The 21,439-nt window shown below is 73.7% G+C and carries 19 protein-coding genes; 3 read left to right on the top strand and 16 right to left on the bottom strand.

Annotated elements, in window-relative coordinates:
- The first annotated feature begins 4 nt into the window (after positions 1-4).
- Complete coding sequence (locus IPO09_06335) at positions 5-1,876, top strand: molecular chaperone DnaJ (protein ID MBK9516966.1); 1,872 nt, start codon at positions 5-7, stop codon at positions 1,874-1,876.
- Between the two features lie 38 nt (positions 1,877-1,914).
- Here IPO09_06335 and hemH read toward each other — a convergent pair whose 3' ends face one another.
- The 3 genes from hemH to hemE form a co-directional block, all read right to left on the bottom strand.
- Complete coding sequence (gene hemH / locus IPO09_06330) at positions 1,915-2,874, bottom strand: ferrochelatase (GenBank protein MBK9516965.1); 960 nt, start codon at positions 2,872-2,874, stop codon at positions 1,915-1,917.
- An 82-nt stretch (positions 2,875-2,956) separates the two neighbouring features.
- Complete coding sequence (hemN, locus tag IPO09_06325; GenBank protein ID MBK9516964.1) at positions 2,957-4,333, bottom strand: oxygen-independent coproporphyrinogen III oxidase; 1,377 nt, start codon at positions 4,331-4,333, stop codon at positions 2,957-2,959.
- Positions 4,334-4,341: 8 nt separating this feature from the next.
- Positions 4,342-5,391: a uroporphyrinogen decarboxylase gene (gene hemE, locus IPO09_06320; protein MBK9516963.1), complete on the bottom strand. Its 1,050-nt coding sequence runs from the start codon at positions 5,389-5,391 to the stop codon at positions 4,342-4,344.
- Between the two features lie 130 nt (positions 5,392-5,521).
- Here hemE and IPO09_06315 point away from each other — a divergent pair, with 130 nt between their 5' ends.
- Positions 5,522-6,445, top strand: coding sequence for a CPBP family intramembrane metalloprotease (locus tag IPO09_06315; GenBank protein MBK9516962.1), 924 nt, complete (start codon positions 5,522-5,524; stop codon positions 6,443-6,445).
- Here the strand turns inward: IPO09_06315 and IPO09_06310 are convergent.
- The 10 genes from IPO09_06310 to lysS are packed head-to-tail and all read right to left on the bottom strand — an operon-like array spanning position 6,409 to position 17,032.
- Positions 6,409-6,696 (bottom strand): YggU family protein, encoded by a 288-nt coding sequence (locus tag IPO09_06310; protein ID MBK9516961.1) that lies wholly within the window; start codon positions 6,694-6,696, stop codon positions 6,409-6,411. The genes IPO09_06315 and IPO09_06310 overlap by 37 nt on opposite strands.
- Positions 6,697-6,709: 13 nt before the next feature.
- The gene (gene lpxI / locus IPO09_06305; GenBank protein ID MBK9516960.1) at positions 6,710-7,513 is read right to left on the bottom strand and encodes a UDP-2,3-diacylglucosamine diphosphatase LpxI; all 804 of its coding nucleotides are present in this window, start codon (positions 7,511-7,513) and stop codon (positions 6,710-6,712) included.
- Between the two features lie 2 nt (positions 7,514-7,515).
- Positions 7,516-8,289, bottom strand: coding sequence for an acyl-ACP--UDP-N-acetylglucosamine O-acyltransferase (lpxA, locus tag IPO09_06300; protein MBK9516959.1), 774 nt, complete (start codon positions 8,287-8,289; stop codon positions 7,516-7,518).
- Between the two features lie 22 nt (positions 8,290-8,311).
- Entirely contained in the window at positions 8,312-8,791 is a 480-nt protein-coding gene (gene fabZ / locus IPO09_06295; GenBank protein MBK9516958.1) for a 3-hydroxyacyl-ACP dehydratase FabZ, read from the bottom strand.
- On the bottom strand, positions 8,788-9,843 hold the full coding sequence (gene lpxD / locus IPO09_06290; protein MBK9516957.1) for a UDP-3-O-(3-hydroxymyristoyl)glucosamine N-acyltransferase: 1,056 nt from the start codon (positions 9,841-9,843) through the stop codon (positions 8,788-8,790). The genes fabZ and lpxD overlap by 4 nt, the downstream gene beginning before the upstream one ends.
- A gap of 7 nt (positions 9,844-9,850) precedes the next feature.
- Entirely contained in the window at positions 9,851-10,438 is a 588-nt protein-coding gene (locus IPO09_06285) for an OmpH family outer membrane protein (GenBank protein ID MBK9516956.1), read from the bottom strand.
- Positions 10,439-10,456: 18 nt separating this feature from the next.
- Entirely contained in the window at positions 10,457-12,841 is a 2,385-nt protein-coding gene (bamA, locus tag IPO09_06280) for an outer membrane protein assembly factor BamA (protein MBK9516955.1), read from the bottom strand.
- 47 nt (positions 12,842-12,888) lie between these two features.
- The gene (locus IPO09_06275) at positions 12,889-13,563 is read right to left on the bottom strand and encodes an ABC transporter ATP-binding protein (GenBank protein MBK9516954.1); all 675 of its coding nucleotides are present in this window, start codon (positions 13,561-13,563) and stop codon (positions 12,889-12,891) included.
- Positions 13,563-15,476 carry an ABC transporter permease gene (locus tag IPO09_06270; protein ID MBK9516953.1) on the bottom strand — a complete coding sequence of 638 codons (1,914 nt, stop codon included), beginning with the start codon at positions 15,474-15,476 and terminating at the stop codon, positions 13,563-13,565. The genes IPO09_06275 and IPO09_06270 overlap by 1 nt, the downstream gene beginning before the upstream one ends.
- A complete protein-coding gene (lysS, locus tag IPO09_06265) occupies positions 15,473-17,032 on the bottom strand; it encodes a lysine--tRNA ligase (protein MBK9516952.1) in 1,560 nt (519 codons plus the stop codon). Before lysS ends, IPO09_06270 begins: the two co-directional genes overlap by 4 nt.
- A gap of 203 nt (positions 17,033-17,235) precedes the next feature.
- Between lysS and IPO09_06260 the strand changes: the two genes are divergently transcribed.
- On the top strand, positions 17,236-17,940 hold the full coding sequence (locus tag IPO09_06260; protein ID MBK9516951.1) for a bacteriohemerythrin: 705 nt from the start codon (positions 17,236-17,238) through the stop codon (positions 17,938-17,940).
- Here the strand turns inward: IPO09_06260 and IPO09_06255 are convergent, their stop codons facing one another.
- The 3 genes from IPO09_06255 to IPO09_06245 form a co-directional block, all read right to left on the bottom strand.
- On the bottom strand, positions 17,941-18,411 hold the full coding sequence (locus IPO09_06255) for a TfoX/Sxy family protein (GenBank protein MBK9516950.1): 471 nt from the start codon (positions 18,409-18,411) through the stop codon (positions 17,941-17,943).
- Between the two features lie 69 nt (positions 18,412-18,480).
- Positions 18,481-20,079: a DUF1957 domain-containing protein gene (locus IPO09_06250; GenBank protein MBK9516949.1), complete on the bottom strand. Its 1,599-nt coding sequence runs from the start codon at positions 20,077-20,079 to the stop codon at positions 18,481-18,483.
- Positions 20,080-21,351 carry a DUF4912 domain-containing protein gene (locus IPO09_06245; GenBank protein ID MBK9516948.1) on the bottom strand — a complete coding sequence of 424 codons (1,272 nt, stop codon included), beginning with the start codon at positions 21,349-21,351 and terminating at the stop codon, positions 20,080-20,082. It lies immediately after the preceding gene.
- Between the last annotated feature and the right edge of the window lie 88 nt (positions 21,352-21,439).

Genomic DNA, 21,439 nt, shown 5'->3' with positions numbered 1-21,439 from the left:
CCGGGTGCCACGCATCCTGCTGGTCGAGCCCCACGACGCCACCCGCGCGGCGATCGGCGAGCACCTCGCCGCCATGGGGCTCGACGTGGTGCTGGGCGGGGCGCCCCAGGAGCTGGCGGATCAGCACGCCGCCACCCGCCCGGACGCGGTGGTGCTGGCCGCCGACCTGCCCGACGCCGAGGGGGTCACCCGCCGCCTGCGCCAGATCGACCCGCTGGCCTTGCTGGTGGTGGCCGACCGGCAGCACCTCGGCCAGGCGCGCGGCATCCAGGCCCTGCTGCCCCTGCGGGCCAACGCCTACGTGGCCGACCCCACCAGCGCCGAGCTCGGCGAGAAGCTCACCCTGCTGCTCTCGCAGCAGGCGGCGGCCCGGGCCCGGCTGCGCGGCGTGCCCCTGCTCCTCTCCCGCGCCGCGGTGGCCCAGGGCGAGGTGAAGGCCGGCGTGGTGGCCCGCCTGGTCCACCAGGTGTGGCGCTCGCTCTCCGACGGGGCCCTGGTGCTGGCCGGCGACGGGCCGGAGCGCCGCCTCTACTTCCAGCGCGGCGTGCCGGTGGCGGCCGAGTCGGACGACCCGGACGAGGCGCTGGCCGGCTGGCTGGGCCCGGGGCTGGCCCTCGAGGCGGTGGCGCACCAGCGCGCCCGGGCGGCCCTGGCCTCCGGCCTCAGCCCGGGCGCAGCCCTCGTCTCGGCGGGGGCGCTGGTTCCGGGCGAGTCCCTGCGCGCCGGGCTGGCGGCCCACCTGCGCGGGCGGCTGCTGGCCAGCATGGGGACCTCGCGGGGGAGCTGGCGCTTCCACGCCGGCGACGACTTCGCCGCCCAGCTCCAGCTGGTGGAGGTGGCGCCGCTGCCGGCCCTGCTGGAGGGGGCCCGGGGCCACCTGCCGGTGAAGCACTTCGCCGACGCCTTGAAGGCCGTGCTGGCCGCCTACCCGGTCCGCACCGCCGAGTACGACCGGCTGGTGCCGGAGGTGGGGCTGGCGGCGGGCGACGCCGCGGTGGCCGCCTCGCTCGACGGCCGCACCTCCACCCGCGCCGTGCTGGAGGCCCACAAGGCCGACCTGAAGGAGGCCCTCTCGCTGCTCTGGTTCCTCTCGATGACCGGCGCGGTGGCCTTCCACGGCACGCCGGGGAACGGCGCGGCGCGCCCCGCGGGGGCCGAGGGGCCGGCCCTGCCGCCGCTGCCGGCCGACCGGGCCGAGGCCATCCGCCAGGCCGCGCTGCGCATCCTGCCCGGCACCTACTTCCACGCCCTCGGCGTGGACATCGCCGCCGACTCGACCGAGGTGGAGCGGGCCTGGCGCGAGGTGATGGCGCGCTTCGATCCGGCCTCCTTCGCCGAGTACGAGGTGGGCGACCTGGCCGACCTGCTGCGCTCGGTGCAGGACAAGGTGACCGCGGCCCACCGCGTGCTGGTCAACGACGAGAAGCGGCGCCACTACCTCTCCTTCCTGCTGCTCAAGTCGGAGCTGTCGGGCGCGCGCAGCCCGGGCATCGTGCTGGAGGCCGAGGTGGCCATGAAGCGCGGCGAGCGGGCGCTCCGGGCTCGCCGCAACGCCGAGGCGGTGTCGGCCCTGGGCGAGGCGGTGGAGCGCAACCCGCGCGAGCCGGAGTACCTGGCCCTGCTGGCCTTCGCCCAGCTGCACGACCCGGTGCTGCCGCCGCGGCTGCGCGCCCAGGAGGCCAAGGCCCACGCCGAGGCGGCGCTGCAGCTCGACCAGGGGCACCTCCGGGCGCGGGTGGTGCTGGCGCTGGCCGAGGCGCTGGCCGGCGACCACCCGGCGGCCCGGGCCGCCATCGACCAGGCGCTGCGGCTCCACCCGCACAGCGAGCTGGCGCGGCGGGTCCACCTGCGGCTCCTGCGGCCGGCGCGCGCCTGACCGCCTGACCGCCGGGCCGCCACCTGGCGGCCCCCGGGCTACGGCGCCAGCCCCTGGCCGGCCAGGCCGCGCCGGGCCACGTCGGCCAGCGCGGTGATGAAGTCGGGCCGCGTACCCAGCGCGGGCACCCGCAGGAAGGCCAGGGCGCCGGCGGCGGTGGCGGCCTGCCTGGCCAGGATGTCCATGTCGTAGAGCGTCTCCAGGTGCTCGGAGACGAAGGCGATGGGCACCGCCACCACCACCCGGCCGCGGGCGTTGGCGGCCAGGTAGTCCACGGTGTCGGGTCCGAGCCACCTGGTGGGGCCGACGCGGCTCTGGTAGGTGATCTGCCAGGTGGGCACGCCGGCCCGGCGGGCCGTCTCGCGCGCCGAGTGCTCCACGTACACCGGGTAGGGATCGCCGGCGCGCACCTGGCTCAGCGGCAGGCCGTGGGCGCTGAAGATCACCAGCACCTGGTCGCGCAGCGCCGGATCCACGGTGGCCAGGGTCTCGGTGAGGGCCGCGGCCGAGGCGTTCAGGTAGCCCTCGTGGTCGTGGAAGGTGCAGACCTCGGCCAGCGGCCGGTCCCTGGGCCAGAGCCGCCGCAGCTCGAGGAGCGAGCTCTTGGTGGTGGCGTTGGCCCACTGCGGGTAGAGCGGCAGCGCCAGGGCCCGCTCGGCGCCGGCGGCCAGGGCCTGGCGCACCCCGCTGGCGGTGTCGGGCTGGCCGCAGCGCATGGCCAGGTGGCAGGAGTAGTCCGGGCCGAGCTCGATCGCCAGGGCGCGGGCCTGGGCCTCGGTGCCCTCCACCAGCGGCGACTTGCCGCCGATGAGGGCGTACTTCTCGGCCGACGAGGGGGCCCGCAGCTTGGCGATGAGGCGGGCCACCAGCGGCCGGAAGGGGCCGAAGGGGGCCGAGATCAGGAGCGGATCCGAGAAGAGCTCGAAGAGGTAGCGCTCCACCTCGGCGAGGCTCCTGGGCCCCCCCAGGTTCATCAGGAAGACGGCGGTCTTCGGCATGGGTGTCCCTCCGGGAGGGGCGCAGCATAGCCCCGGCCCGACGGGGCCGCGCTGGATTTCGCCTGGCCCGGCCGGCCCCGACCTACACCGTCCGTGAGAACTTCTTGGCGCCGTCCGGCTTCTTCAGGTAGGCGTCGAAGAGCATGGCCACGTTGCGGACCAGCAGCTGGCCCAGCGGCGTGACCTGCAGCACCTGCCCGTCGAAGGTGACCAGCCCATCGGCGGTGAGCTCGTCGAGGCCGCCCCGCAGGTTGGCCTCGATGTCGGCGCGGGCCGCCGGCCCGAAGCGGGCCTCCACCTCGCCGAGGTCGAGCCGGAGGAGGCACATGACCCGGTTGATGACGAAGCGCCGCAGCACGTCGTCGTCGCTCATGGCGGCGCCGCGGTCCACCGGGATGCGGCCAGCCTCCACCGCCTCGGCCCAGTCCTTCAGCTTGTGCGAGTTCTGCGCGTAGGCCCCGCCGATGTCCGAGATGGAGCTCATGCCGAAGGCCACCGTGTCGGCGGCCGGGCGGATGGTGTACCCCTGGAAGTTGCGGAACATGGTGCCGGCCGCCTGGGCCCGCGCCAGCTCGTCGGTCTCCAGGGCGAAGTGGTCCAGGCCGATGAGCCGGTAGCCGTTCTTGGCGAAGGTGTCGACGGCCTGCAGGAAGAGCGCGACCCGCTCCTCCGGCTTGGGCAGCGCCTCCTGCGGCAGCAGCCTCTGGTGCGGCTTCGACCAGGGGACGTAGGCGAAGCCGAAGACCGCCAGCCGGTCCGGGTGGATGCCGATGATGCGCCGGAGGGTGTCGGCCCAGGTGGCGGGGGTCTGGTAGGGCAGGCCGTAGATCAGGTCCAGGTTGACGCCGTGGAACCCGGCGGCGCGGGCCGCCTTGACGAGCTCGTCGGTCTCCTTCTCGCCCTGGATGCGGGCCACCGTCTCCTGCACCTTGGGGTCGAAGTCCTGCACGCCCATGGAGATGCGGTTGAAGCCCAGCCCGCCGAGGACGTCGATCTGGCTCCTGGTGGTGATGGCCGGATCGATCTCGACGGCCAGCTCGGCGTCCTTCTGGAACTGGAAGTGGCGCGCGATGATGCCGTGGCAGCGGGTCAGCTGCTTCTCGTCCAGGAAGGTGGGCGTGCCGCCGCCCCAGTGGAGCTGGCTGACCTGGCGGCGGGTGGGCAGGTGGGCGGCCACCAGCGCCACCTCCTTCTCCAGCACGTCGAGGTAGTGGTCGGCGCGGCTGCGGTCGTGGGTGGCGATGACGTTGCAGCCGCAGAAGCGGCACATCTCCCGGCAGAACGGCAGGTGCACGTAGATGGAGAGCGGGCCGCCGGCCTGCTCGGCGCGCGCCAGGTGGTCCACGTACTGGGGGGTCCGGAAGGCCTCGGTCCACTCCGGCGCGGTCGGGTAGCTGGTGTAGCGGGGCCCGGGGCGGTCGTACTTCTGGATGAGCTCCCAGGGCGGGATCTGCAGCATGGTGCGCCTCACTTCCAGGTGAAGGCCTGCACGGCCTCCACCACGGCCTTCACGTTGGCCTCGGGCGTCCCCACCTGGATGCCGTGGCCCAGGTTGAAGATGTAGCCGGGCGCCGGCCCGGCCGCCTGGCAGATGCCCAGGGCCTTCTGCACCCCGGCCTCCCTGGGGCCCAGCAGCACGGTCGAGTCGAGGTTGCCCTGGATGGCCACGCCCGGGGCGCGCCGGCGGGCGTCGTCGATGGGGATGCGCCAGTCCACCGACACCACGTCGAAGCCCAGCTGGGCGATGCGCTCCAGGTGCGCCGAGGTGCCGGTGGCGAAGAAGATGGACGGCACCCCGGTCTTCTTGACCGCCTCGGCGAGGCGCACCAGGTAGGGGAAGGAGAACCGCTCCAGGTCCTCCCGGTCGAGCTCGCCGAGCCAGCTCTCGAAGATCTGGGCGGCGTGGCAGCCCTCGGCGATCTGGGCCTGGATCTGCACGATGGCCGCCTGGGTCAGCTTCTCGAAGAGGGCGTGGGCCGCGGCCGGGTCGGCGTAGAGCAGGGTCTTGAGGCGGGTGAAGCCCTGGCTGCCACCCTCCACCGCGTAGCTGGCCACCGTGAAGGGGCCGCCCACGAAGCCGATGAGCGGCACCCGCCCGCGCAGGCCGGCGTTGATGGCCCGGACGCCGTCGAGCACGTAGCCCAGGTCGCGGCGCGGCTCCGGCACCGTCAGCAGGTCGATGTCGGCGCGGGTGCGGACCGGGTTGGCGATCTTGGGGCCGCCGTCGCCCTTGCCCTTCTCGCCCTTCTCGAAGGTGAGCTGCAGGCCCATGGCCGGCAGGTGCACCAGGATGTCCGAGAAGAGGATGGCGGCGTCGAAGCCGAACTCGTCGATGGGGGCGCAGGTGACCCTGGCGATGAGCTCCGGCGAGCGGCACAGCTCGAGGAAGCCCACCTCGCCGCGGACGGCGCGGTAGCTGGCCTGGTAGCGGCCGGCCTGGCGCATCATCCAGACGGGCAGGCGGTCCACGGGGCGGCGGAGGCAGGCGTCGAGGAAGCGGGTGTTTTCGAGGCGCATGGGGAGGCGCATCTTAGTCGATGATCGGCCGAAGGAAACCCCCGGCGACGCCCCGGTCCGGCCGGGGGTGGGTGAACGTCCGCTTGCCGCGGGTGACGCCCGCCGCCCCCGCGCGCTAGGGTGCGCCGCCATGCCGCTCGACCCCGCCCGCCGCAACGCCGCGCTCACCGTCTTCCTGGCCGTGGCCTACGCCCTCGGCTGGTTCGTGCAGGTGCAGGTGGCGCAGGCGGCCGGGGCGGGCCAGGCCGCGCCGGAGCTCCTGCCGCTGCTGGCGGCCTCGGCCCCGGCCCTGGCGGTGCCGCTGGCGGTGGCCACCTGGCTGGCGCGCAGCGCCGTGGAGCACCAGGGCTTCGGCGACGCGGGCCTCAGGCTCCCGGCGACGCGCTGGCTGGCGGCCGGCTGGCTCACGGCGCCGCTGCTGGTGGCCCTCACCATGGCCGCCTCGCTGCCGCTCAACGCCCCCGACCTGGGCCTGGCCCAGCTGCGCGCCACGCTGGCCGCCGGGGGCGCCGCCACCACCCCCTCCCCGGCCGCCGCGCTCGGCGTGCAGGGCCTGGCCATGCTGGCGCTCTACCCCGTCTTCGCCTTCGGCCAGGAGCTGGGCTGGCGTGGCTACCTGCTGCCCCGGCTGGTGCAGGCCCTGGGGCCGCGGCGCGGCGTCCTGCTGCACGGCCTGGCCTGGGGCGCCTGGTACGCGCCGCTCATCGCCTTCGGCGGCTTCGGCTACCCGGGCCACCCGGCCCTGGGCATCCTGCTCTTCACCCTCTTCGGCGGGCTCATGGGGGTGGTGCTGGCCTGGCTCACCTTCGCCTCCGGCAGCATCCTGCCCGCCACCCTGGCGCACGGCGGGCTGATGGCCGCCGGCGGCCTGGCGCCGGCCCTGCTGGAGGGCGTGGACCCGGCGGTCTCGGGCCAGCCCTGGAGCCCGGTGGGGCTGGGGGTGCTGGCGCTGCTGGTGGCCGGGCTCTGGGCCAGCGGGGCGCTCGGGCGGGCGCTGGCCCGCGGGCCGGCCTCGCTTCAGGGCGCGCCGGCGGCCAGCGCGCCCTCGACCTGAGCGGCGGTCGTCCCCGCCACCCGCACCGTCTTCCTCCGCCCGGTCTCGCCGCGGGTGATGGTCACGTCGGCCCTGCGGACGCCGAGGGCCCCGGCCAGGAACGCCACCAGCGCGGCGTTGGCCTCGCCGTCCACCGGCGGCGCCGCCAGCTGCACCTTGAGCCGGCCGTCGTGAACGCCGACCACCCGGGTGCGCGAGGCGCGCGGCTGCACCAGCACCTCCAGGGCCACCCCGGCGGCCTCCTGGCGCAGCCAGGCCGGCACGTCAGGCCAGCCCGAGGACCACGATGCCGGCCCTGTCGGCCAGGCGCACCAGCTCCTCGCGGTCCATCACCAGCGTGCCCCCGGCCTCCACCACCAGCACCCGGCAGCCGGCCTCCTTCATGGTGGCGATGGTGCGCGGGCCGATGGCCGGCAGGTCGAGGCGGCGGTCCTGCTGCGGCTTGACGGCCTTGGCCACCACCGTGCCCTTGCCGCCCAGCTCGCCGCCGCGCCGGATGCAGGCGTCGGTGCCCTCCAGCGCCTCCACCGCCACGGCGCAGCGCTCCTTCACCACCACGGTCTGCCCCAGGTCGAGCCGGCCGATGGCGCGCGCCAGCTCCAGGCCGTAGGCGGCGTCGGCCTGCTCGGCCTCGGTGGGCTGCTGGCGCCCCATGACGCCCAGGGGCGCCAGCGCGTCGGAGAGGAAGGGCGTGGGGTCGACCACCGGCAGCCCGTGCTCCTCCAGGATGGCGGCCCCGGCCCGCAGCAGGCTGTCGTCGGTGCGGACGGCGGCCCGGGCCATCATCTGCAGCCCCACGGCGTCGGGCAGCACGTCGATGAAGAAGCGCTTCTTGGTGACCCCGCCCAGCATCACCGAGCTGGTGGCGCCGCCGGCCTTGAGGGCCTCGATGACCCGCCCGAACTGGCCCAGCTTCACCCAGGTGAAGGCGTCCACGGCCCGCTCCAGCGCCGGGTCGGTGGAGTTGACGAAGCCGGTGGCCACCACCCGGTGGCCGGCCCGGCGCGCGCCCGCCGCGAAGAGCAGCGGGAAGCCGCCCGCCCCGGCGATGAGCCCGATGGTGGCCATGCCTAGCGGGTGACGCCGCGCTTGGAGGCCTTCACGAAGGCGATGAAGTGGGCCACCTCGGGGTGGGCTCCCAGCTCGCCCTCCAGCCGGGCCAGCGCCTCCTCGGCCTGCAGGTTGGAGCGGAAGAAGGTCTTGAAGGCCGCCTTCACCCGGGCCACCTGCGCCTCGGTCATGCCGGCGCGCTGCATCCCGACGGTGTTGAGGCCCACCACCTCGGCGCGGCTGCCGTTGACGATGGTGTAGGGCGCCACGTCCATGACCACGCCGCACATGCCGCCCACGAAGGCCAGCCGCCCCACCTTGACGAACTGGTGGGCCCCGGCCAGGCCGCCGAAGTGGATGTCCTCCTCCAGCACCACGTGGCCGGCCAGGCCGACGCAGTTGGCGATGATGGCCCGGTCGCCGATGACGCAGTCGTGGGCCACGTGGGCGGTGGCCATGAAGAGGCAGCGGTTGCCGATGCGGGTCTCGCCGCGGTCCTGCACCGTGCCGGCGTGCACCGTGGCGCACTCGCGGAAGACGTTGTCGTCGCCGATGACGGTGCGGGTCGGCTCGCCGGCGTACTTCAGGTCCTGCGGGATCTCCCCGATGGTGGCGTGGGAGAAGACCTGGTTGCGGGCCCCCAGGGTGGTGTGGCCGGTGACCACCCCGTGCGGGCGCACCTGGCAGCCGGGCCCCATGACCACGTGGGGGCCGACGTAGGCGAACGGGCCGATCTCGCAGGAGGGGTCGACCTGCGCGCCGGGCTCGACGACGGCGGTGGGGTGGATGGCCATCGGCTGGCTCCTCTCTCTGCCGCTAGACGGGCGCGGCGCCCTTGTCCTTGTCGGCCAGCATGGCCATGAAGTCGGCCTCGGCCACCACCTGGCCGTCCACCAGCGCGGTGCCGGTCTGCTTCCAGACCATGCCCTTCTGCCTGGTGCACACCACCTTGAGCTCCAGCCGATCGCCCGGCACCACCGGCCGGCGGAAGCGGGCGCCGTCGATGCCCATCAGGTAGGTGACGGTGTTGCCGAGCTTCTCGGGGGGCAGCGACAGGCAGGCCAGCAGCGCCGCCGCCTGGGCCAGCGCCTCCAGGATGAGCACGCCCGGCATGACCGGGTGCCCGGGGAAGTGGCCGGCGAAGAACGGCTCGTTCATGGTCACGCCCTTCAGGGCGGTCAGCGAGGTGTCCTTCTCGAAGGCCACCACCCGGTCCACCAGCAGGAAGGGCGGTCGGTGCGGCAGCAGGCGCTGGATGCCCTCGATGTCGAGGACGTGCTTCGGATCGGTGCTCATGGGGTCTGCTCCTTCTGGAGGGCGGCGACCTGCTTCTGGAGCGCCTTGAGCTCCCGGCGCATCTCGGTGAGGCGATCGAAGACCGCCGAGTTGCGGGCCCAGGCCACGTCGCTCCTGGCGGGCGAGCCGGCCACCCGCTCGCCCGGGCCGACGTCGCCCGCCACCCCGGCCTGGGCCGCGATGTTGGCGCGGTCGCCGATGCTGAGGTGGCCGATCAGGCCGGCCTGGCCCCAGCACACCACCCCCATGCCGAGCTTGGTGGAGCCGGAGATGCCCACCTGCGAGGCCAGGATGGAGAGCGGCCCCACCACCACGTTGTGGGCCACCTGCACCAGGTTGTCGATCTTGGCGCCGCGGCAGATCCGGGTGACGCCCAGGGTGGCGCGGTCGACGCAGGCGTTGGCCCCGATCTCGACGTCGTCCTCGATGACCACGATGCCCGCCTGCGGCACCTTGAAGTGGCGCGGGCCGCGCCCCTCGCCCTCCAGGTCGAGCGCGTAGCCGAAGCCGTCCGAGCCGATGACGCAGCCGGGCTGCAGCGCCACCCGGTCGCCCAGCACGCAGCGCTCGCGCACCACCACGTTCTGGTAGAGCAGGCAGTCGGCGCCCACCCGCGCGCCGGCGCCCAGCTGGACGCCGGGGTGCAGCACGCTGCGGGGGCCCACCACCGCGCCGGGGCCGATGGAGACCAGCGGCCCGACCTGGGCGGTGGGGTCCACCGCGGCGGTGGGGTCGACGGCGGCCTGCGGCGAGATCCCGGCCAGCGGCGGCGCCGGCGGGTGGAAGAGGCTGGAGAGGCGGGCGAAGGCCAGGTAGGCCGACGGGGCGCGCAGCACGGTGCGGCCTGGCGGCACCACCTCGGCCGCCTCCACCACCACCGCGCCGGCCCGCGAGGCCTCGAAGGCGGCCCGGTACTTCTTGTTGGCGAAGAAGGAGAGCTGCCCGGGGCCGGCCTCCTCCAGCGGCGCCACGCCGGCCAGGGCCAGCCCGGCGTCCCCCTCCACCTGCCCGCCGACCAGGGCCGCGAGCTCGCCCAGCGTCCGGGTGGTCATGGCGGCCCTACTTCTTGGGGGCGTCGGCCTTGGGGGCGTCGGCCTTCTTGGCGGCGCCGTCGGCCTTCTTGGCGGCGCCGGCCGGGTACTTGGCGTTGTACTTGCGGATCAGCTCGTTGGTCAGGTCGAGCGAGGTGGGCGCCCAGATCAGGCCGGCCGAGTCGCGGTCGAAGACCATGGTGAAGCCCTCGGCCTCGGCGATCTCGCGGACGATGGCCGTCATCTTGTCGGCCAGCGGGCGCATGGCCTCGCGCTCCTTGCCGGAGAGGTCCTGCTGGAGCTTCACGTAGAACTCCTGCGTCTCCATCATCTTGCGCTCGATCTCGGCGCCCTTGGCGGCCTTGGCCTCGGGGGTCAGCAGGGCGGCCTGCTTCTGGAACTCCTCCTGCAGCCGCTTGACCTCCTCCGACTTGCCGTTGAGCTGCTTCTGCTTCTCGTCGAAGTCGCGCTTGAGGGCGGCGCCGGCGGCCTTGCCCTCCTCCACCTCCTTGATGGCGCGCTGGAAGTCGACGTAGCCGAGCTTCTGCTCGGCGCGGGCGGCGGGGGCCAGGGCGAGGGCCAGGGTCAGGACGGCGAGGCGGGTGACGGTGCGCATGTGCTCTCCTGCGGGCGGCTAGAAGAAGTTGCCGATGGTGAACTGGAAGTCGAGCGGCTGGTCGATGTAGGCGCCGGTGTTCTTGTCCTTGCGCCGGTCGATGGGGATGCCCCACTCGAACCGCAGCGGGCCGATGGGGCTGAACCAGCGGAAGCCGAAGCCCACCGACCGGTAGAGCGAGAAGCGCACCGCCGGGTCGCTCCACGCGCCGGCCGGGAAGGAGTTGCCGGCGTCGGCGAAGACCACGCCCTTGATGCCGGCGCCGCCGGACAGGGGGAACTCCAGCTCCAGGTTGAGGATGGCCTGCTTGTTCCCGCCCACCGCCACCTCGCAGGTCCCGGAGGCCGGGTCGGCCGGGTTGCAGGGCGCCAGGGTGGTGGGGGAGATGGAGAGGAAGCGGTAGCCGCGCACCGAGTTGATGCCGCCCAGGTAGAAGAGCTCGGAGATGGGCAGCTTCTCGGTGGAGTCCCAGCTGCGGATCAGCCCCAGGGTCAGCTTGGCGCGCGCCACCAGGCCCCAGATGACCGGGCGGTAGAGCCGGACGTCCACGTTGTAGCGGGTGAAGAGGTTGACCTGGTCGCCGAAGAGGCCGCTGGGGGCCAGCGCCGGCGGGGCCAGCTCCGCCGAGGCCGAGGCGAAGAAGCCGGAGGTGGGGAAGATGCGGTTGTCGCGCCGGTCCCACTGCCAGGCCAGGGTCAGCGAGCTGGTGGTGCCGGAGCGGATGGAGTCGGCCAGGCCGGTGGCCAGCGCCGTGCCGGCCACCGCCACGTACTCGTTCTTGTAGGTGCCGAAGACCCGCATGTCCTCGAGGTGGCGGGCGAAGGGCCAGTAGCGCGCCAGGCCGTTCAGCTCGTAGCCCCAGGTGACGTTGCCGCCCACCGCCCGGCGCGTGAAGGTCGTGTAGAAGCTCTCGGTGGCGTAGACGTCGAAGGCGAAGGTCCACTTGGTGTCGAGGAAGTAGGGCTCGACGAACTGCAGCTGCCCGAGCTGGCGCAGCGAGGACCACTGGATCTGCAGCGACAGGGTCTGGCCCCAGCCCAGGAAGTTCTGCTGGGAGATCTGCCCGGTCAGGATGAAGTTCTCGTAGGAGGAGTAGCCGGCCCCCAGCTGGAAGGAGCCGGTGGCCTTCTCCTTGATCTCCACCGTGGCCACGATCAGGTCCTCGGCGCTGCCCCTGGCGGTGGTGATCTCCACCGTCTCGAAGAAGCCCAGGGCGGTGACGCGCGCCTTGGAGATCTTGAGGGCCGTGCCGCCGAAGGTCTCGCCCTCGTAGATGCGCAGCTCGCGGCGCACCACCTTGTCGCGGGTCTTGTCGTTGCCGATGACGTCGATGCGCTCGAAGCGGCACTTCAGGCCGGGCGCCACCTCGAAGGTGATGTCGACGATGCGGCGCGCCGGGTCCAGGGCGGTGAGCGGGGTGACGTTGGCGTAGGCGTAGCCCAGGTCCTTGAAGACGTCGCCCACCGCGAAGAGGTCGGCGCCGATGCGGCTGCGGGCGAAGAGCTCGCCGGAGCGCGACTGCAGCAGCAGCCGCAGCTTGCCCTCCTGGCCCATCAGGTCGCCGGCGAACTCCAGCTTGCCCACCGTGAACTGCTCGCCCTCCTCCACCGGGATGCTGACGAAGAGGCCGCGCTTGTCGGGCGAGAGGGCCACCGCCGGCTTGCCGATCTTGGCGTTGATGTAGCCCAGGTCCAGGTAGACGCCGGAGAGGACCGCCAGGTCGCGCTGGAACATGTCCTCGCGGTAGGTGCCGCCGGAGGAGAGCAGCGCCATCAGGCTGCCCTCCTGGGTCAGCATCGAGGCCTTGAGGGTGGCGCTGGTCACCTTGCGGTTGCCCACGAAGCGGATCTCCCGCACCTCCACCTTGGCCTTCTCGTCCACCAGGTAGCGCACCGCCACCTGGTCGTCGGGCAGCGGCTCCACCCGGGAGGTCACCTCGGCCAGGAAGTACCCCTTCTCGACGTACTTCTCCTGGATCTTCTTCACGTCCTTGCGGATGGCCACCGGGTCCAGCATCGAGAAGGGCTTCACCTCGACGGTGTCCTTGAGGTCCTCGCTGGAGAGGGCCTCGTTGCCGACGATGGTGGCCTCCTTGACGGTGCGCCGCTCCACCACCCGGTAGACCAGCACCGGGCGCTCGGGCGGACCGGCCAGCTCCACCACCACGTCCTCGAAGAAGCCGAGCTTCATGAGGGCGCGCAGGTCGTTGTCGAGGCGGGCCATCTCCACCGGGCTGCCCTTGCGGGTCACCAGGGCGCGCACCGCGTCGCCCTCGACGCGGCGGTTCCCCTCCACCACCACCTCGGCGACGCGCGGCGCGTCCTCGGCCAGGGCCACCGGCGCCAGCAGGGCGAGGGCCAGGGCGGCGGCCAGCGGCCGGACGCGGCGGGGTCGGGGCTCCACGGAACGGCGGAATCTAGTGCAAAGGTCGCGGAGGCTCAAAGGGTTTCTCACTCCAGGCGCCCCGCCGCCAGGCGCAGGCGGCGCGGCAGCGCGTCGGCCAGCCGCTCGTTGTGGGTGACCACCACGGCGGTGACCCCGAGGCGGGCGTTCAGGTCGTAGAGCAGGGCGTGGATGCCCTCGGCGGTGCGCGGGTCGAGGTTGCCGGTGGGCTCGTCGGCCAGCAGCAGGCGGGGCGAGAGGCAGAGGGCCCGGGCCAGCGCCACCCGCTGCTGCTCCCCGCCGGAGAGCTCGCCGGGCCGGTGGCCCTGCCGGTCGGCCAGGCCCACCAGCGCCAGCACCTCGGCCGCCCGCGTCGCCGCCTCGGCGCGCGGCACCCGGCGGATGAGCGCCGGCATCATGGCGTTCTCCAGCGCGGTGAACTCGGGCAGCAGGTGGTGGCTCTGGAAGACGAAGCCCACCGTGCCGTTGCGGAAGGTGGCCAGGTCCTCCTCGCCGCGGGCGAAGACGTCCACCCCGTCGAAGAGCACCCGGCCGGCGCTGGGCGCGTCGAGGGTGCCGAGCACGTGCAGGAAGGTGCTCTTGCCGGCCCCGGAGGGCCCGGTCAGCGCCACCAGCTCGCCGGCCTCGATGGTGAGGTCGATGCCGCGCAGCACCTCCAGGCGGCGGCCGCCCATCAGGTAGGTCTTGCCGAGCCCCTGCACGCTGACGAAGGGGGCGCCCATCACTCGCTCCGCAGGCCGTCGACCGGCCTGAGCCGGGCGGCCTTGGTGGCCGGGTAGATGGTGGCCAGGAACGCCAGCGCCACGCTCATGAGCGCCACCAGGCCGAACTGCCCGGGGTCCATGAGCACCGGCAGGTTGGAGATGTAGTAGACCTCCGGGTCGAGCGGGATGCCCACCCGGTCCACCAGCAGGCAGGTGCCGAGCCCCAGCACCAGGCCGAAGAAGGTGCCCACCGCGCCGATGGTCAGCCCCTCGGCCACGAAGATCTTCATGATGCCCGGCACCCCGGCGCCCATCGACTTGAGCACCGCGATCTCGCGGGTCTTCTCCAGCACCAGCATGATCAGGGTGGCCACGATGATGAAGCTGGCCACCAGCACGATGAAGCCCAGGATCACCGCCATCACCAGCTTCTCCATCTGCAGGGCGGAGAAGAGGTTGCGGTTGAGCTCGCCCCAGTCCTTGGTGCGGTAGGGGTAGCCGCCCAGCGCGGCCTGGACCCGCGCCAGCACGCCGCGCGCCGCGTCGACGTCCTTCACCTTGAGCTCCAGGCCGGTGACGGCGTCGCCGGTGGCGAAGAAGCGCTGCGCCTCGGCCAGCTCCAGGTAGGCGAACTTGGCGTCGTACTCGTACATGCCGCTGTAGAAGAGGGCGGCCACCCGGAAGAGGCGGCTCTTGGGCTGCGGGCCGGCCGGCCCGAGGTCGCCGAAGGGCGAGACCACGCTGACCTGGTCGCCCACGAAGACCCGCAGGCTGCGGGCCAGCTCGCGCCCGATGACGATGGCCGGCAGCGGGCCGGCCGGGGGCGGCGCCGCGGCGTCGCGCACCGGCGAGATGGGCACCCGGGTGGGCTCGGAGAGCCAGGCCAGCTCGCCCTCCTCCACCGCGGCCGGCAGGTCGGTGACGGTGCCGATGGTGGCCGGGTCGATGCCCTTGACCACCGCGCCGGTCAGGTTCTGGCCGGCCGCGATCATCACCTCGTTGTAGAGGAAGGGGGTGGCCCCCACCACGCCCGGGACGCCGCGCACCTTCTCGCGCGCCTCGCGCCAGTCGGTGAAGTCGTTCTGGCCGTACTTCATCACCATGCCGTGGGCGTTGTGGCCCAGGATCTTGTGCTTCAGGTCGGCCTCGAAGCCGCTCATGACCGACAGCACCACGGTGAGCGCCCACACCCCGATGGCCACCCCGCCGATGGAGATGAGGGTCATGAGCAGCGTGGCCGGCAGGCGGGCCCGGGCGTGCAGCAGCCCGCGCCGCTCGGCGCGCCGCTCGGCGGCGTCGGCCACCAGGGAGCGGACCAGCAGGATCAGCAGGCCGGGCAGCACCCCGGTGACGCACAGCAGGAAGAGCCCGAGCAGGGTGCGCGGGGACAGGCGCAGGTGGCTGCGCGCCACGTAGAGCTCGAAGGAGAGCGAGGCGTCGAGGCGGCCCGAGCCGGCCAGCAGGTAGGCCAGGGTGGCGCCGATGAAGACCGCCACCGCCGCCAGCACCCCCGCCGAGAGCAGCCCCAGCACCACCACCAGGGTGCCCTGCGCCTCCAGCCCCTCCAGGCCCGCCGGGCCGCCGCGCGACAGCGGCAGCACCGCCACCCGCAGCGCCACCGTGGCGGTCCAGAGCAGGCCGGCCGCCGTCACCTCGTAGAAGGCCAGGCGCCGCCCCACCAGCGCCGCCGCGGCGCCGAAGGCCGCGCCGACCAGCCCCGCGCCCCCCGCGGCCAGGCCGGTGGCCAGCCCGGCCGGCAGGCCACCCCGGGCGGCCAGCGCCGCGTGCAGCACCGGGGCGCCGGCGCCCGCCACCACCACCCCCACCAGCACCAGCAGGAAGGCGCGGGTGGAGAAGACCGGGGCGACCGGGTGGTCGGCGTGGAGGTCGTCGGCGCCCGGGCGCCCCTGCGGTCCGGCCCCTCCGCTCACTCGCGGGTCTTGAGCAGCGGGAAGAGGATGACGTCGCGGATGGACGCCGAGTCGGTCAGCAGCATGGTGAGGCGGTCGATGCCGATGCCCTCGCCGGCGGTGGGCGGCATGCCGTGCTCCAGGGCCCGCACGAAGTCCTCGTCGAAGGGCATGGCCTCGTCGTCGCCGGCCGCCTTGGCCCGGGCCTGGGCCTCGAAGCGGGCCCGCTGGTCGGCCGGGTCGTTGAGCTCGGAGAAGGCGTTGGCCAGCTCCATGCCGGCCACGAAGAGCTCGAAGCGGTCCACCAGGCGGGGGTCGGCGTCGCGCCGGCGCGACAGCGGCGAGGTCTCCAGCGGGAAGTCCACCACGAAGGCCGGGCGGTCCTTCGGCAGCTGGCGCTCGCAGAAGACCTCGAAGGCCACCGCGATGATCTCGCCGGGGGTCCGCTTGGCCGCCTGCTCCAGCTTCCAGGCGTCCGCCGAGTCGTTCTCGCGGGCGGCGGCGCGGCCCAGCGCCTCGGCCAGGCCGCGGCCGGCCAGGGCGTCCTCCGGCGAGAGCCCCAGGGCGCGCGCCCCCTCCGCCAGCATGGAGACGCGCGGGAACGGCGGGGTGAGGTCGATGGCCTGCCCCTGGAAGGTGATGGTCGGCGCCCCGGCCACCTGCACCGCCAGCTCGTGGAAGAGCTGCTCGGTGAGGGCCATCAGGTCCTCGTGGGTGGCGAAGGCCTGGTAGAACTCGATGGAGGTGAACTCCGGGTTGTGGCGCCGGTCGATCCCCTCGTTGCGCCAGATGCGGCCGATCTCGTAGACGCGGTCCAGCCCGCCCACCACCAGCCGCTTGAGGTGCAGCTCGGTGGCGATGCGCAGCTTGAGGTCGAGGTCGAGCGCGTTGTGGTGGGTCTGGAAGGGCCGGGCCGCCGCGCCGCCGGCCTCCTCCGGCTTGTGCAGGGTGGGGGTCTCCACCTCCAGGTAGCCGCGCCCGTCCAGGAAGCGCCGGATGGTGGAGACGATGCGGGCGCGCTTGACGAAGGTCTCGCGCACGCCGGGCGTGACCACCAGGTCCACGTAGCGCTGCCGGTAGCGCTGCTCCACGTCGGTGAGGCCGTGCCACTTCTCCGGCAGCGGGCGGGTGGCCTTGGTGAGGATGGTGAAGGTGGCCGCCTCCACGGTGAGCTCGCCGGTCTTGGTGCGGGTGGCGGGCCCCTCGGCCGCCACGATGTCGCCCACGTCCAGGAGCTTGAAGACCTCGAAGCCGCGCTCCCCGACCTTGTCCTTCTTCACCCATACCTGGATGGTGCCGGTGCGGTCCTGGACCTTGAGGAAGGCCGCCTTGCCGAAGCTGCGGACCGCCAGCACCCGGCCGGCCACCGACCAGGCGCCGGGGTCCCTGGCGATCTCGTCGGCCGGCTGCTCGCCGTAGCGGGCGTGCAGGTCGGCGGCCAGGTGGGCCGGGGACACCCCGTTGCCGAAGGGGTTCACCCCCAGCGCCCGGAGGGCCTCGGCCTTCTCCCGGCGGGTGGCGATGATCTCGCGCTCGGTCGCGCCGAGGTCGTCTGCGGTGGGGGTCTTTTGGTCCATCTCTTGAATTCCACGGGGGAAAGGGCTGGCGGAGGGTATGCGGGTGGCCCCTCCCCCGTCAACGCGAGAACGCCCGGGTCGGCGCGTCGCTTCCCCGCCGGGCCGGGAGGCTGGCAAACTCCCTGCCGCAGCAGCCGCGCGCGGCGGGCCGGGGGGGCTCGCGGACGGGCGGCGCCGTGGCCCCGGGGGGGCTCGCAGGGGGGATGACCATGGGTCTGACCTGGTCCGATGGCTTCGCCACCGGGGTGGCGGAGATCGACGCGCAGCACAAGGAGCTGATCATCCAGGTGGACCGGCTGCTCGGGGCCCTCGCCTCCGACCCCTCGGCCGTCGGGCGGCTCCTCGACTTCCTCGGCGACTACGCCGTCAGCCACTTCGACACCGAGGAGCGGATGATGGAGGCGGCCGCCTACCCGGGGGCCGAGCGCCACCGCGAGGCCCACGCCGGCTTCGTGCGCGCCTTCGGCCGGCTGCGCTTCGACTACGACCTCGACGGGCTGACCGAGGGGATGAGCGAGCTCATCGGCGGCTGGATGATCCAGTGGCTGACCAGCCACATCCTCGACCTGGACAAGCAGCTGGCGCGCTGGCTGCTGGAGCGGGGCGCCGCCGACGTCGTCCTGCAGGCGCGGGGCGGCACCTGGGTGGTGCCGAGCGGGGCGCTGCTGCGGGTGCTGTCGGTGACCCCCGGGCGCGGCCTGCACCGCGCCGGCGTGGCGGCCGGGGATCTGGTGGTGGCGCTGGGGGGCAAGCGGGTGGCCGAGCTGGGGCTGCAGAAGGCCATCGCGGCGCTGGCCTCGCCTGGCCCCTCCGGCCTGACGCTGACCCTGCACCCGGGCGGCGACCGCGGGCGCATCGAGACCCGCTTCCTGGCCAAGCAGGTCGCCGCGGCGGCGGGCAGGGGGTAGTCAGCGGCGGCGCCGCGAGGCAGGCGGCCTGCGGGCGGAGGCCCCCTTGGCGACCCTGGGCTTCTTGGCGGCCCTGGGCTTCTTGGCAGCCCTGGGCTTCTTGGCAGCCCTGGCCGCCTTGGCCGCGGCGGCGCGACCGGCCGCCTCGAGCGCCAGCCGGGCCCACGGCAGCATCGCCTCCGGGTCCTCGAGCGCCGCGTCGGGCGGCGTGAGGTAGGCCATGGTCGCGACCGCCTGGCCGGGCATCGTGTAGGTGAACGGCTGCCCGCCCGCGGCCTCGAAGGCAGGCCGGGTGAGGTCGTCCACCTTGAGGTAGAGCCGCCCCTCGTCCTGGTCGCCCACCGCGAAGAAGCGGCCGGCGGCGTAGAAGCCGAGCCCGCCGAACATGCGCCGCGCCGTGACGCCCGGACCGAGCGGGGCGAAGAGGTCGAGGGCGTGGGCAGCGAAGCGGTCGGCGCTGGTCTGGGCCATGCCCGAGGCTAGCGCACGCCCGCGGCGGCGGCCGCGCCCCGGTGGGGCCCCGGGGCGGGCGGCCGCGGCCTACCGCGGCTGGTAGACGCGGTAGTCGAGCTCCGGGAAGAGGTTGTCCTTCCCCTCCACGTGGGCCAGCCAGGTCTCGTCGACCTGGCCGGCGCGCAGCTGGTCGTGCAGCCGGGTGAAGCGCAGCACGTGCTCCTTGGTGCGCCGGATGGCGTACTCCACCATGGTGCCGGTCTTCATGATGAAGGCCCAGTCGGAGGACTGCGCCAGCAGCAGCTCGCGGGCCGCCTGGTTGAGGGCGCGCTGCTCCAGCGGGCCCGGCTGCCGGTAGTCGCGGGCCAGGGCGATCATCCGCTCGGCCGCCTTGTGCAGGTGCCGGTAGATCCAGTCGTTGGAGCCGTCGAGCCACACCCCGGCGTAGCCGCCGGCGCCCCAGGAGCAGAGCGGCGGGGTGGCCAGCTGCTGCTCCGGGTTCTCCCGCAGGTAGTCGCCCGGGGTGGCCAGCTTGAAGACCTTCTGGTCGAAGGCCACCTTGCGGATGAGGTAGTCGATGAACTGCGGCCCCTCGTACCACCAGTGGCCGTAGAGCTCGGCGTCGTAGGGCGAGACCACGATGGGCCGGACCCCGCCCATGGAGGCGGCCAGGTGCTCCACCTGCCGCTCGCGGTTGTACATGAAGTTGCCGGCGTGGGCCGCGGCCCGCTCGGCCGCCCGCTGCGGCGAGTAGGGCTCCTTGTGGGCGGTCTTGCCGGTGATGCGGAAGTACTTGATGCCCACGTTCTTGCGGGCGCCGGTCGGCTGCACGTAGTCCTTGACGTGCTCGAAGTCGAGGTCCCAGCCGACGTCCCGGTAGAACTCTCGGTAGTCCGGGTCGCCCGGGTAGCCCGACTCCGCGCTCCAGACCTGCATCGACGACTCGGGGTCGCGCGCGAAGGCGGCCGGCCCGGAGGGCGTGTAGATGGGGGCGTAGACCCCGTAGCGCGGCCGGGGCGTGGCGTCGGTGACCCCGTGGGTGTCCACGAAGAAGTAGCGGATGTTCTGCTCGGCCAGCACGGCCTCGACGCCGGGGAAGTAGCCGCACTCGGGCAGCCAGATGCCCACCGGGTCCTTGCCGAAGTGGCGCCGGTGGTGGGTGGCGGCCACGGCGATCTGGGCCCGCACCGCCTCCGGGTACTGCTGCATGAGCGGCAGGAAGCCGTGGGTGGCGCCGCAGGTGAGCAGCTCCAGCCGCCCGGCCTCCTCCAGCCGCCGGAAGGCCGCCACCAGGTCGCGGTGGTAGCGGTCGTGGAAGAGCGTGCGCAGCTCGCCGAACTCGTGCTGGTAGTGGCGGGCCAGCCCGTTGAAGGTCGGGTCGTTGCGGGTGCGGTGGGCCTCCTTGGCGGCCAGCTCGCAGAGCTTGTCGAGGCGCCGGGCGTACCGGCTCATCAGCAGCTCGTCGCGCAGCATGGCCACCAGCGGCGGTGACATGGTCAGCGAGATGCGGAACGGGATCCCCTCGTCGGCCGCCCGGTCGAAGACCCGCAGCAGCGGCAGGTAGGTCTCGCTGATGGCCTCGTAGAGCCAGTCCTCCTCGAGGAAGTCCTCGTGCTCCGGGTGCCGGACGAACGGCAGGTGGGCGTGCAGGTGCAGGGCGACGTAGCCCCTCGGCTCGGTGGCCATCTAGCGCCCCCCGCCGTCGAACGGGCCGAACGGCGACGACGGCGAGCTGGGCCGGGCCCCCTGCCCGCCTCCTCCCGGCGGCGACGTGGGCCGCCCGCCCACCCCGCCCGCGCCGCGGCCCGCCCCGCCCACCTGGAAGCGGCCCCAGTCCGACAGCCGGGCCAGCAGCGCCCGCAGCGACTCGGGGAACGGCCCGCCGGGCGCGCCGGCGCCCACGAGCGTGGGCAGCGGCAGGTCCCACGGGATGGCGACGAAGCGGTCGTCCACCACCGGCGACGGTCCCACCGCCGGCAGCGCGGTCGGGTTCGAGCCCTGGGTCAGCAGGCGCTCCTGCCCGCGCCGGTCCACCAGGTGGATCTCGGCCCGGTAGGTCCGCCCCGGCTCGAGGTCGTGGACGTAGTAGCCGCGGGCCTCGAGGGCGAATTCGATGACCCGCACCCGCTCCCAGCCGGCGCCCAGGACGAAGAGCCAGACCTGGGCGCGCGGGTGGTCCAGCCCGTCGAAGCCGCCTGCCAGCGTGGCGTGGGCGTGGTCCCAGTAGAGGAAGAGCGTCTGCGGATCGCGGGGCAGCGCCACCAGCGTGTCGTCGCCGTAGGTCCAGGGCAGGTCGCCGAGCCCCTCGTCGTCGGGCGCCTCGGGGACGGCCTCCTCCTCGAAGGCCCCCTCCAGCATCGGGCGCGGCGCGTCGCGGACCGCGTCCTCGCCGGCGACCCGGGCCACGAAGAAGCCCTCGGAGGCGGTGCCGGCCGGCGGAGCGGCAGCCCGCTCCGCGGACGGGGCCTTCCTGGTCCGTGGCGCGGCCTTGGTCGGGGCGGCCTTCGTCGGGGCGGCCTTCGTCGGGGCGGCCTTCGTCGGGGCGGCCTTCGTCGGGGCGGCCTTCGTCGGAGCGGCCTTCGTCGGAGCGGCCTTCGTCGGAGCGGCCTTCGTCGGGGCGACCTTCGTCGGGGCGGCCTTGGTCGGCGCGACCTTCGTCGGGGCGGCCTTCGTCGGTTCGGCCTTGATCGGAGCGGCCTTGGTCGGTGCGGCCTTCTTCGGAGCGGCCTTCGTGGGGGCGGCCTTGGTCGGGGCGGCCTTCGTCGGCGCGGCCTTCTTCGGAGCGGCCTGCTTCGGGGCAGCCTTCCTCGGCGCGGCCTTCGTCGGCGCTGGCGTCTTCGGTGCGGCCTTCTTCTTGCCGGTCGCCTTCTGCGCAGCCTTCTTCGCCGCAGCGGTCTTCAGCCCGGCCACGGAGGCCTTGCGCGCGACCGACGCCTTCTTGATCTTCTTGTCTGGCATGGTGGTTCGCTGGGTAGAAGCAGCCTTCTGCGGCAGGCGTCAAGCGGATTCGGCCGAGGTGCCCTTCTCTGCTACGCTCTCATTTTTT

Source organism: Anaeromyxobacter sp., from assembly GCA_016718565.1.
GTDB lineage: Bacteria > Myxococcota > Myxococcia > Myxococcales > Anaeromyxobacteraceae > JADKCZ01.
The sequence above is the reverse complement of the archived record's forward strand: the minus strand, read 5'-3'. Positions and strand labels throughout refer to the sequence as shown.

What these genes read in the sequence shown, in the direction of transcription:
- hemH (MBK9516965.1), bottom strand. Translation starts at nt 2,874, where the DNA reads ATGCCGAAGACCGCCGTCTTCCTGATGAACCTGGGGGGGCCCAGGAGC.
- hemN (MBK9516964.1), bottom strand. Translation starts at nt 4,333, where the DNA reads ATGCTGCAGATCCCGCCCTGGGAGCTCATCCAGAAGTACGACCGCCCC.
- hemE (MBK9516963.1), bottom strand. Translation starts at nt 5,391, where the DNA reads ATGCGCCTCGAAAACACCCGCTTCCTCGACGCCTGCCTCCGCCGCCCC.
- IPO09_06315 (MBK9516962.1), top strand. Translation starts at nt 5,522, where the DNA reads ATGCCGCTCGACCCCGCCCGCCGCAACGCCGCGCTCACCGTCTTCCTG.
- lpxI (MBK9516960.1), bottom strand. Translation starts at nt 7,513, where the DNA reads ATGGCCACCATCGGGCTCATCGCCGGGGCGGGCGGCTTCCCGCTGCTC.
- lpxA (MBK9516959.1), bottom strand. Translation starts at nt 8,289, where the DNA reads ATGGCCATCCACCCCACCGCCGTCGTCGAGCCCGGCGCGCAGGTCGAC.
- fabZ (MBK9516958.1), bottom strand. Translation starts at nt 8,791, where the DNA reads ATGAGCACCGATCCGAAGCACGTCCTCGACATCGAGGGCATCCAGCGC.
- lpxD (MBK9516957.1), bottom strand. Translation starts at nt 9,843, where the DNA reads ATGACCACCCGGACGCTGGGCGAGCTCGCGGCCCTGGTCGGCGGGCAG.
- IPO09_06285 (MBK9516956.1), bottom strand. Translation starts at nt 10,438, where the DNA reads ATGCGCACCGTCACCCGCCTCGCCGTCCTGACCCTGGCCCTCGCCCTG.
- IPO09_06275 (MBK9516954.1), bottom strand. Translation starts at nt 13,563, where the DNA reads ATGGGCGCCCCCTTCGTCAGCGTGCAGGGGCTCGGCAAGACCTACCTG.
- lysS (MBK9516952.1), bottom strand. Translation starts at nt 17,032, where the DNA reads ATGGACCAAAAGACCCCCACCGCAGACGACCTCGGCGCGACCGAGCGC.
- IPO09_06260 (MBK9516951.1), top strand. Translation starts at nt 17,236, where the DNA reads ATGACCATGGGTCTGACCTGGTCCGATGGCTTCGCCACCGGGGTGGCG.
- IPO09_06255 (MBK9516950.1), bottom strand. Translation starts at nt 18,411, where the DNA reads ATGGCCCAGACCAGCGCCGACCGCTTCGCTGCCCACGCCCTCGACCTC.
- IPO09_06250 (MBK9516949.1), bottom strand. Translation starts at nt 20,079, where the DNA reads ATGGCCACCGAGCCGAGGGGCTACGTCGCCCTGCACCTGCACGCCCAC.
- IPO09_06245 (MBK9516948.1), bottom strand. Translation starts at nt 21,351, where the DNA reads ATGCCAGACAAGAAGATCAAGAAGGCGTCGGTCGCGCGCAAGGCCTCC.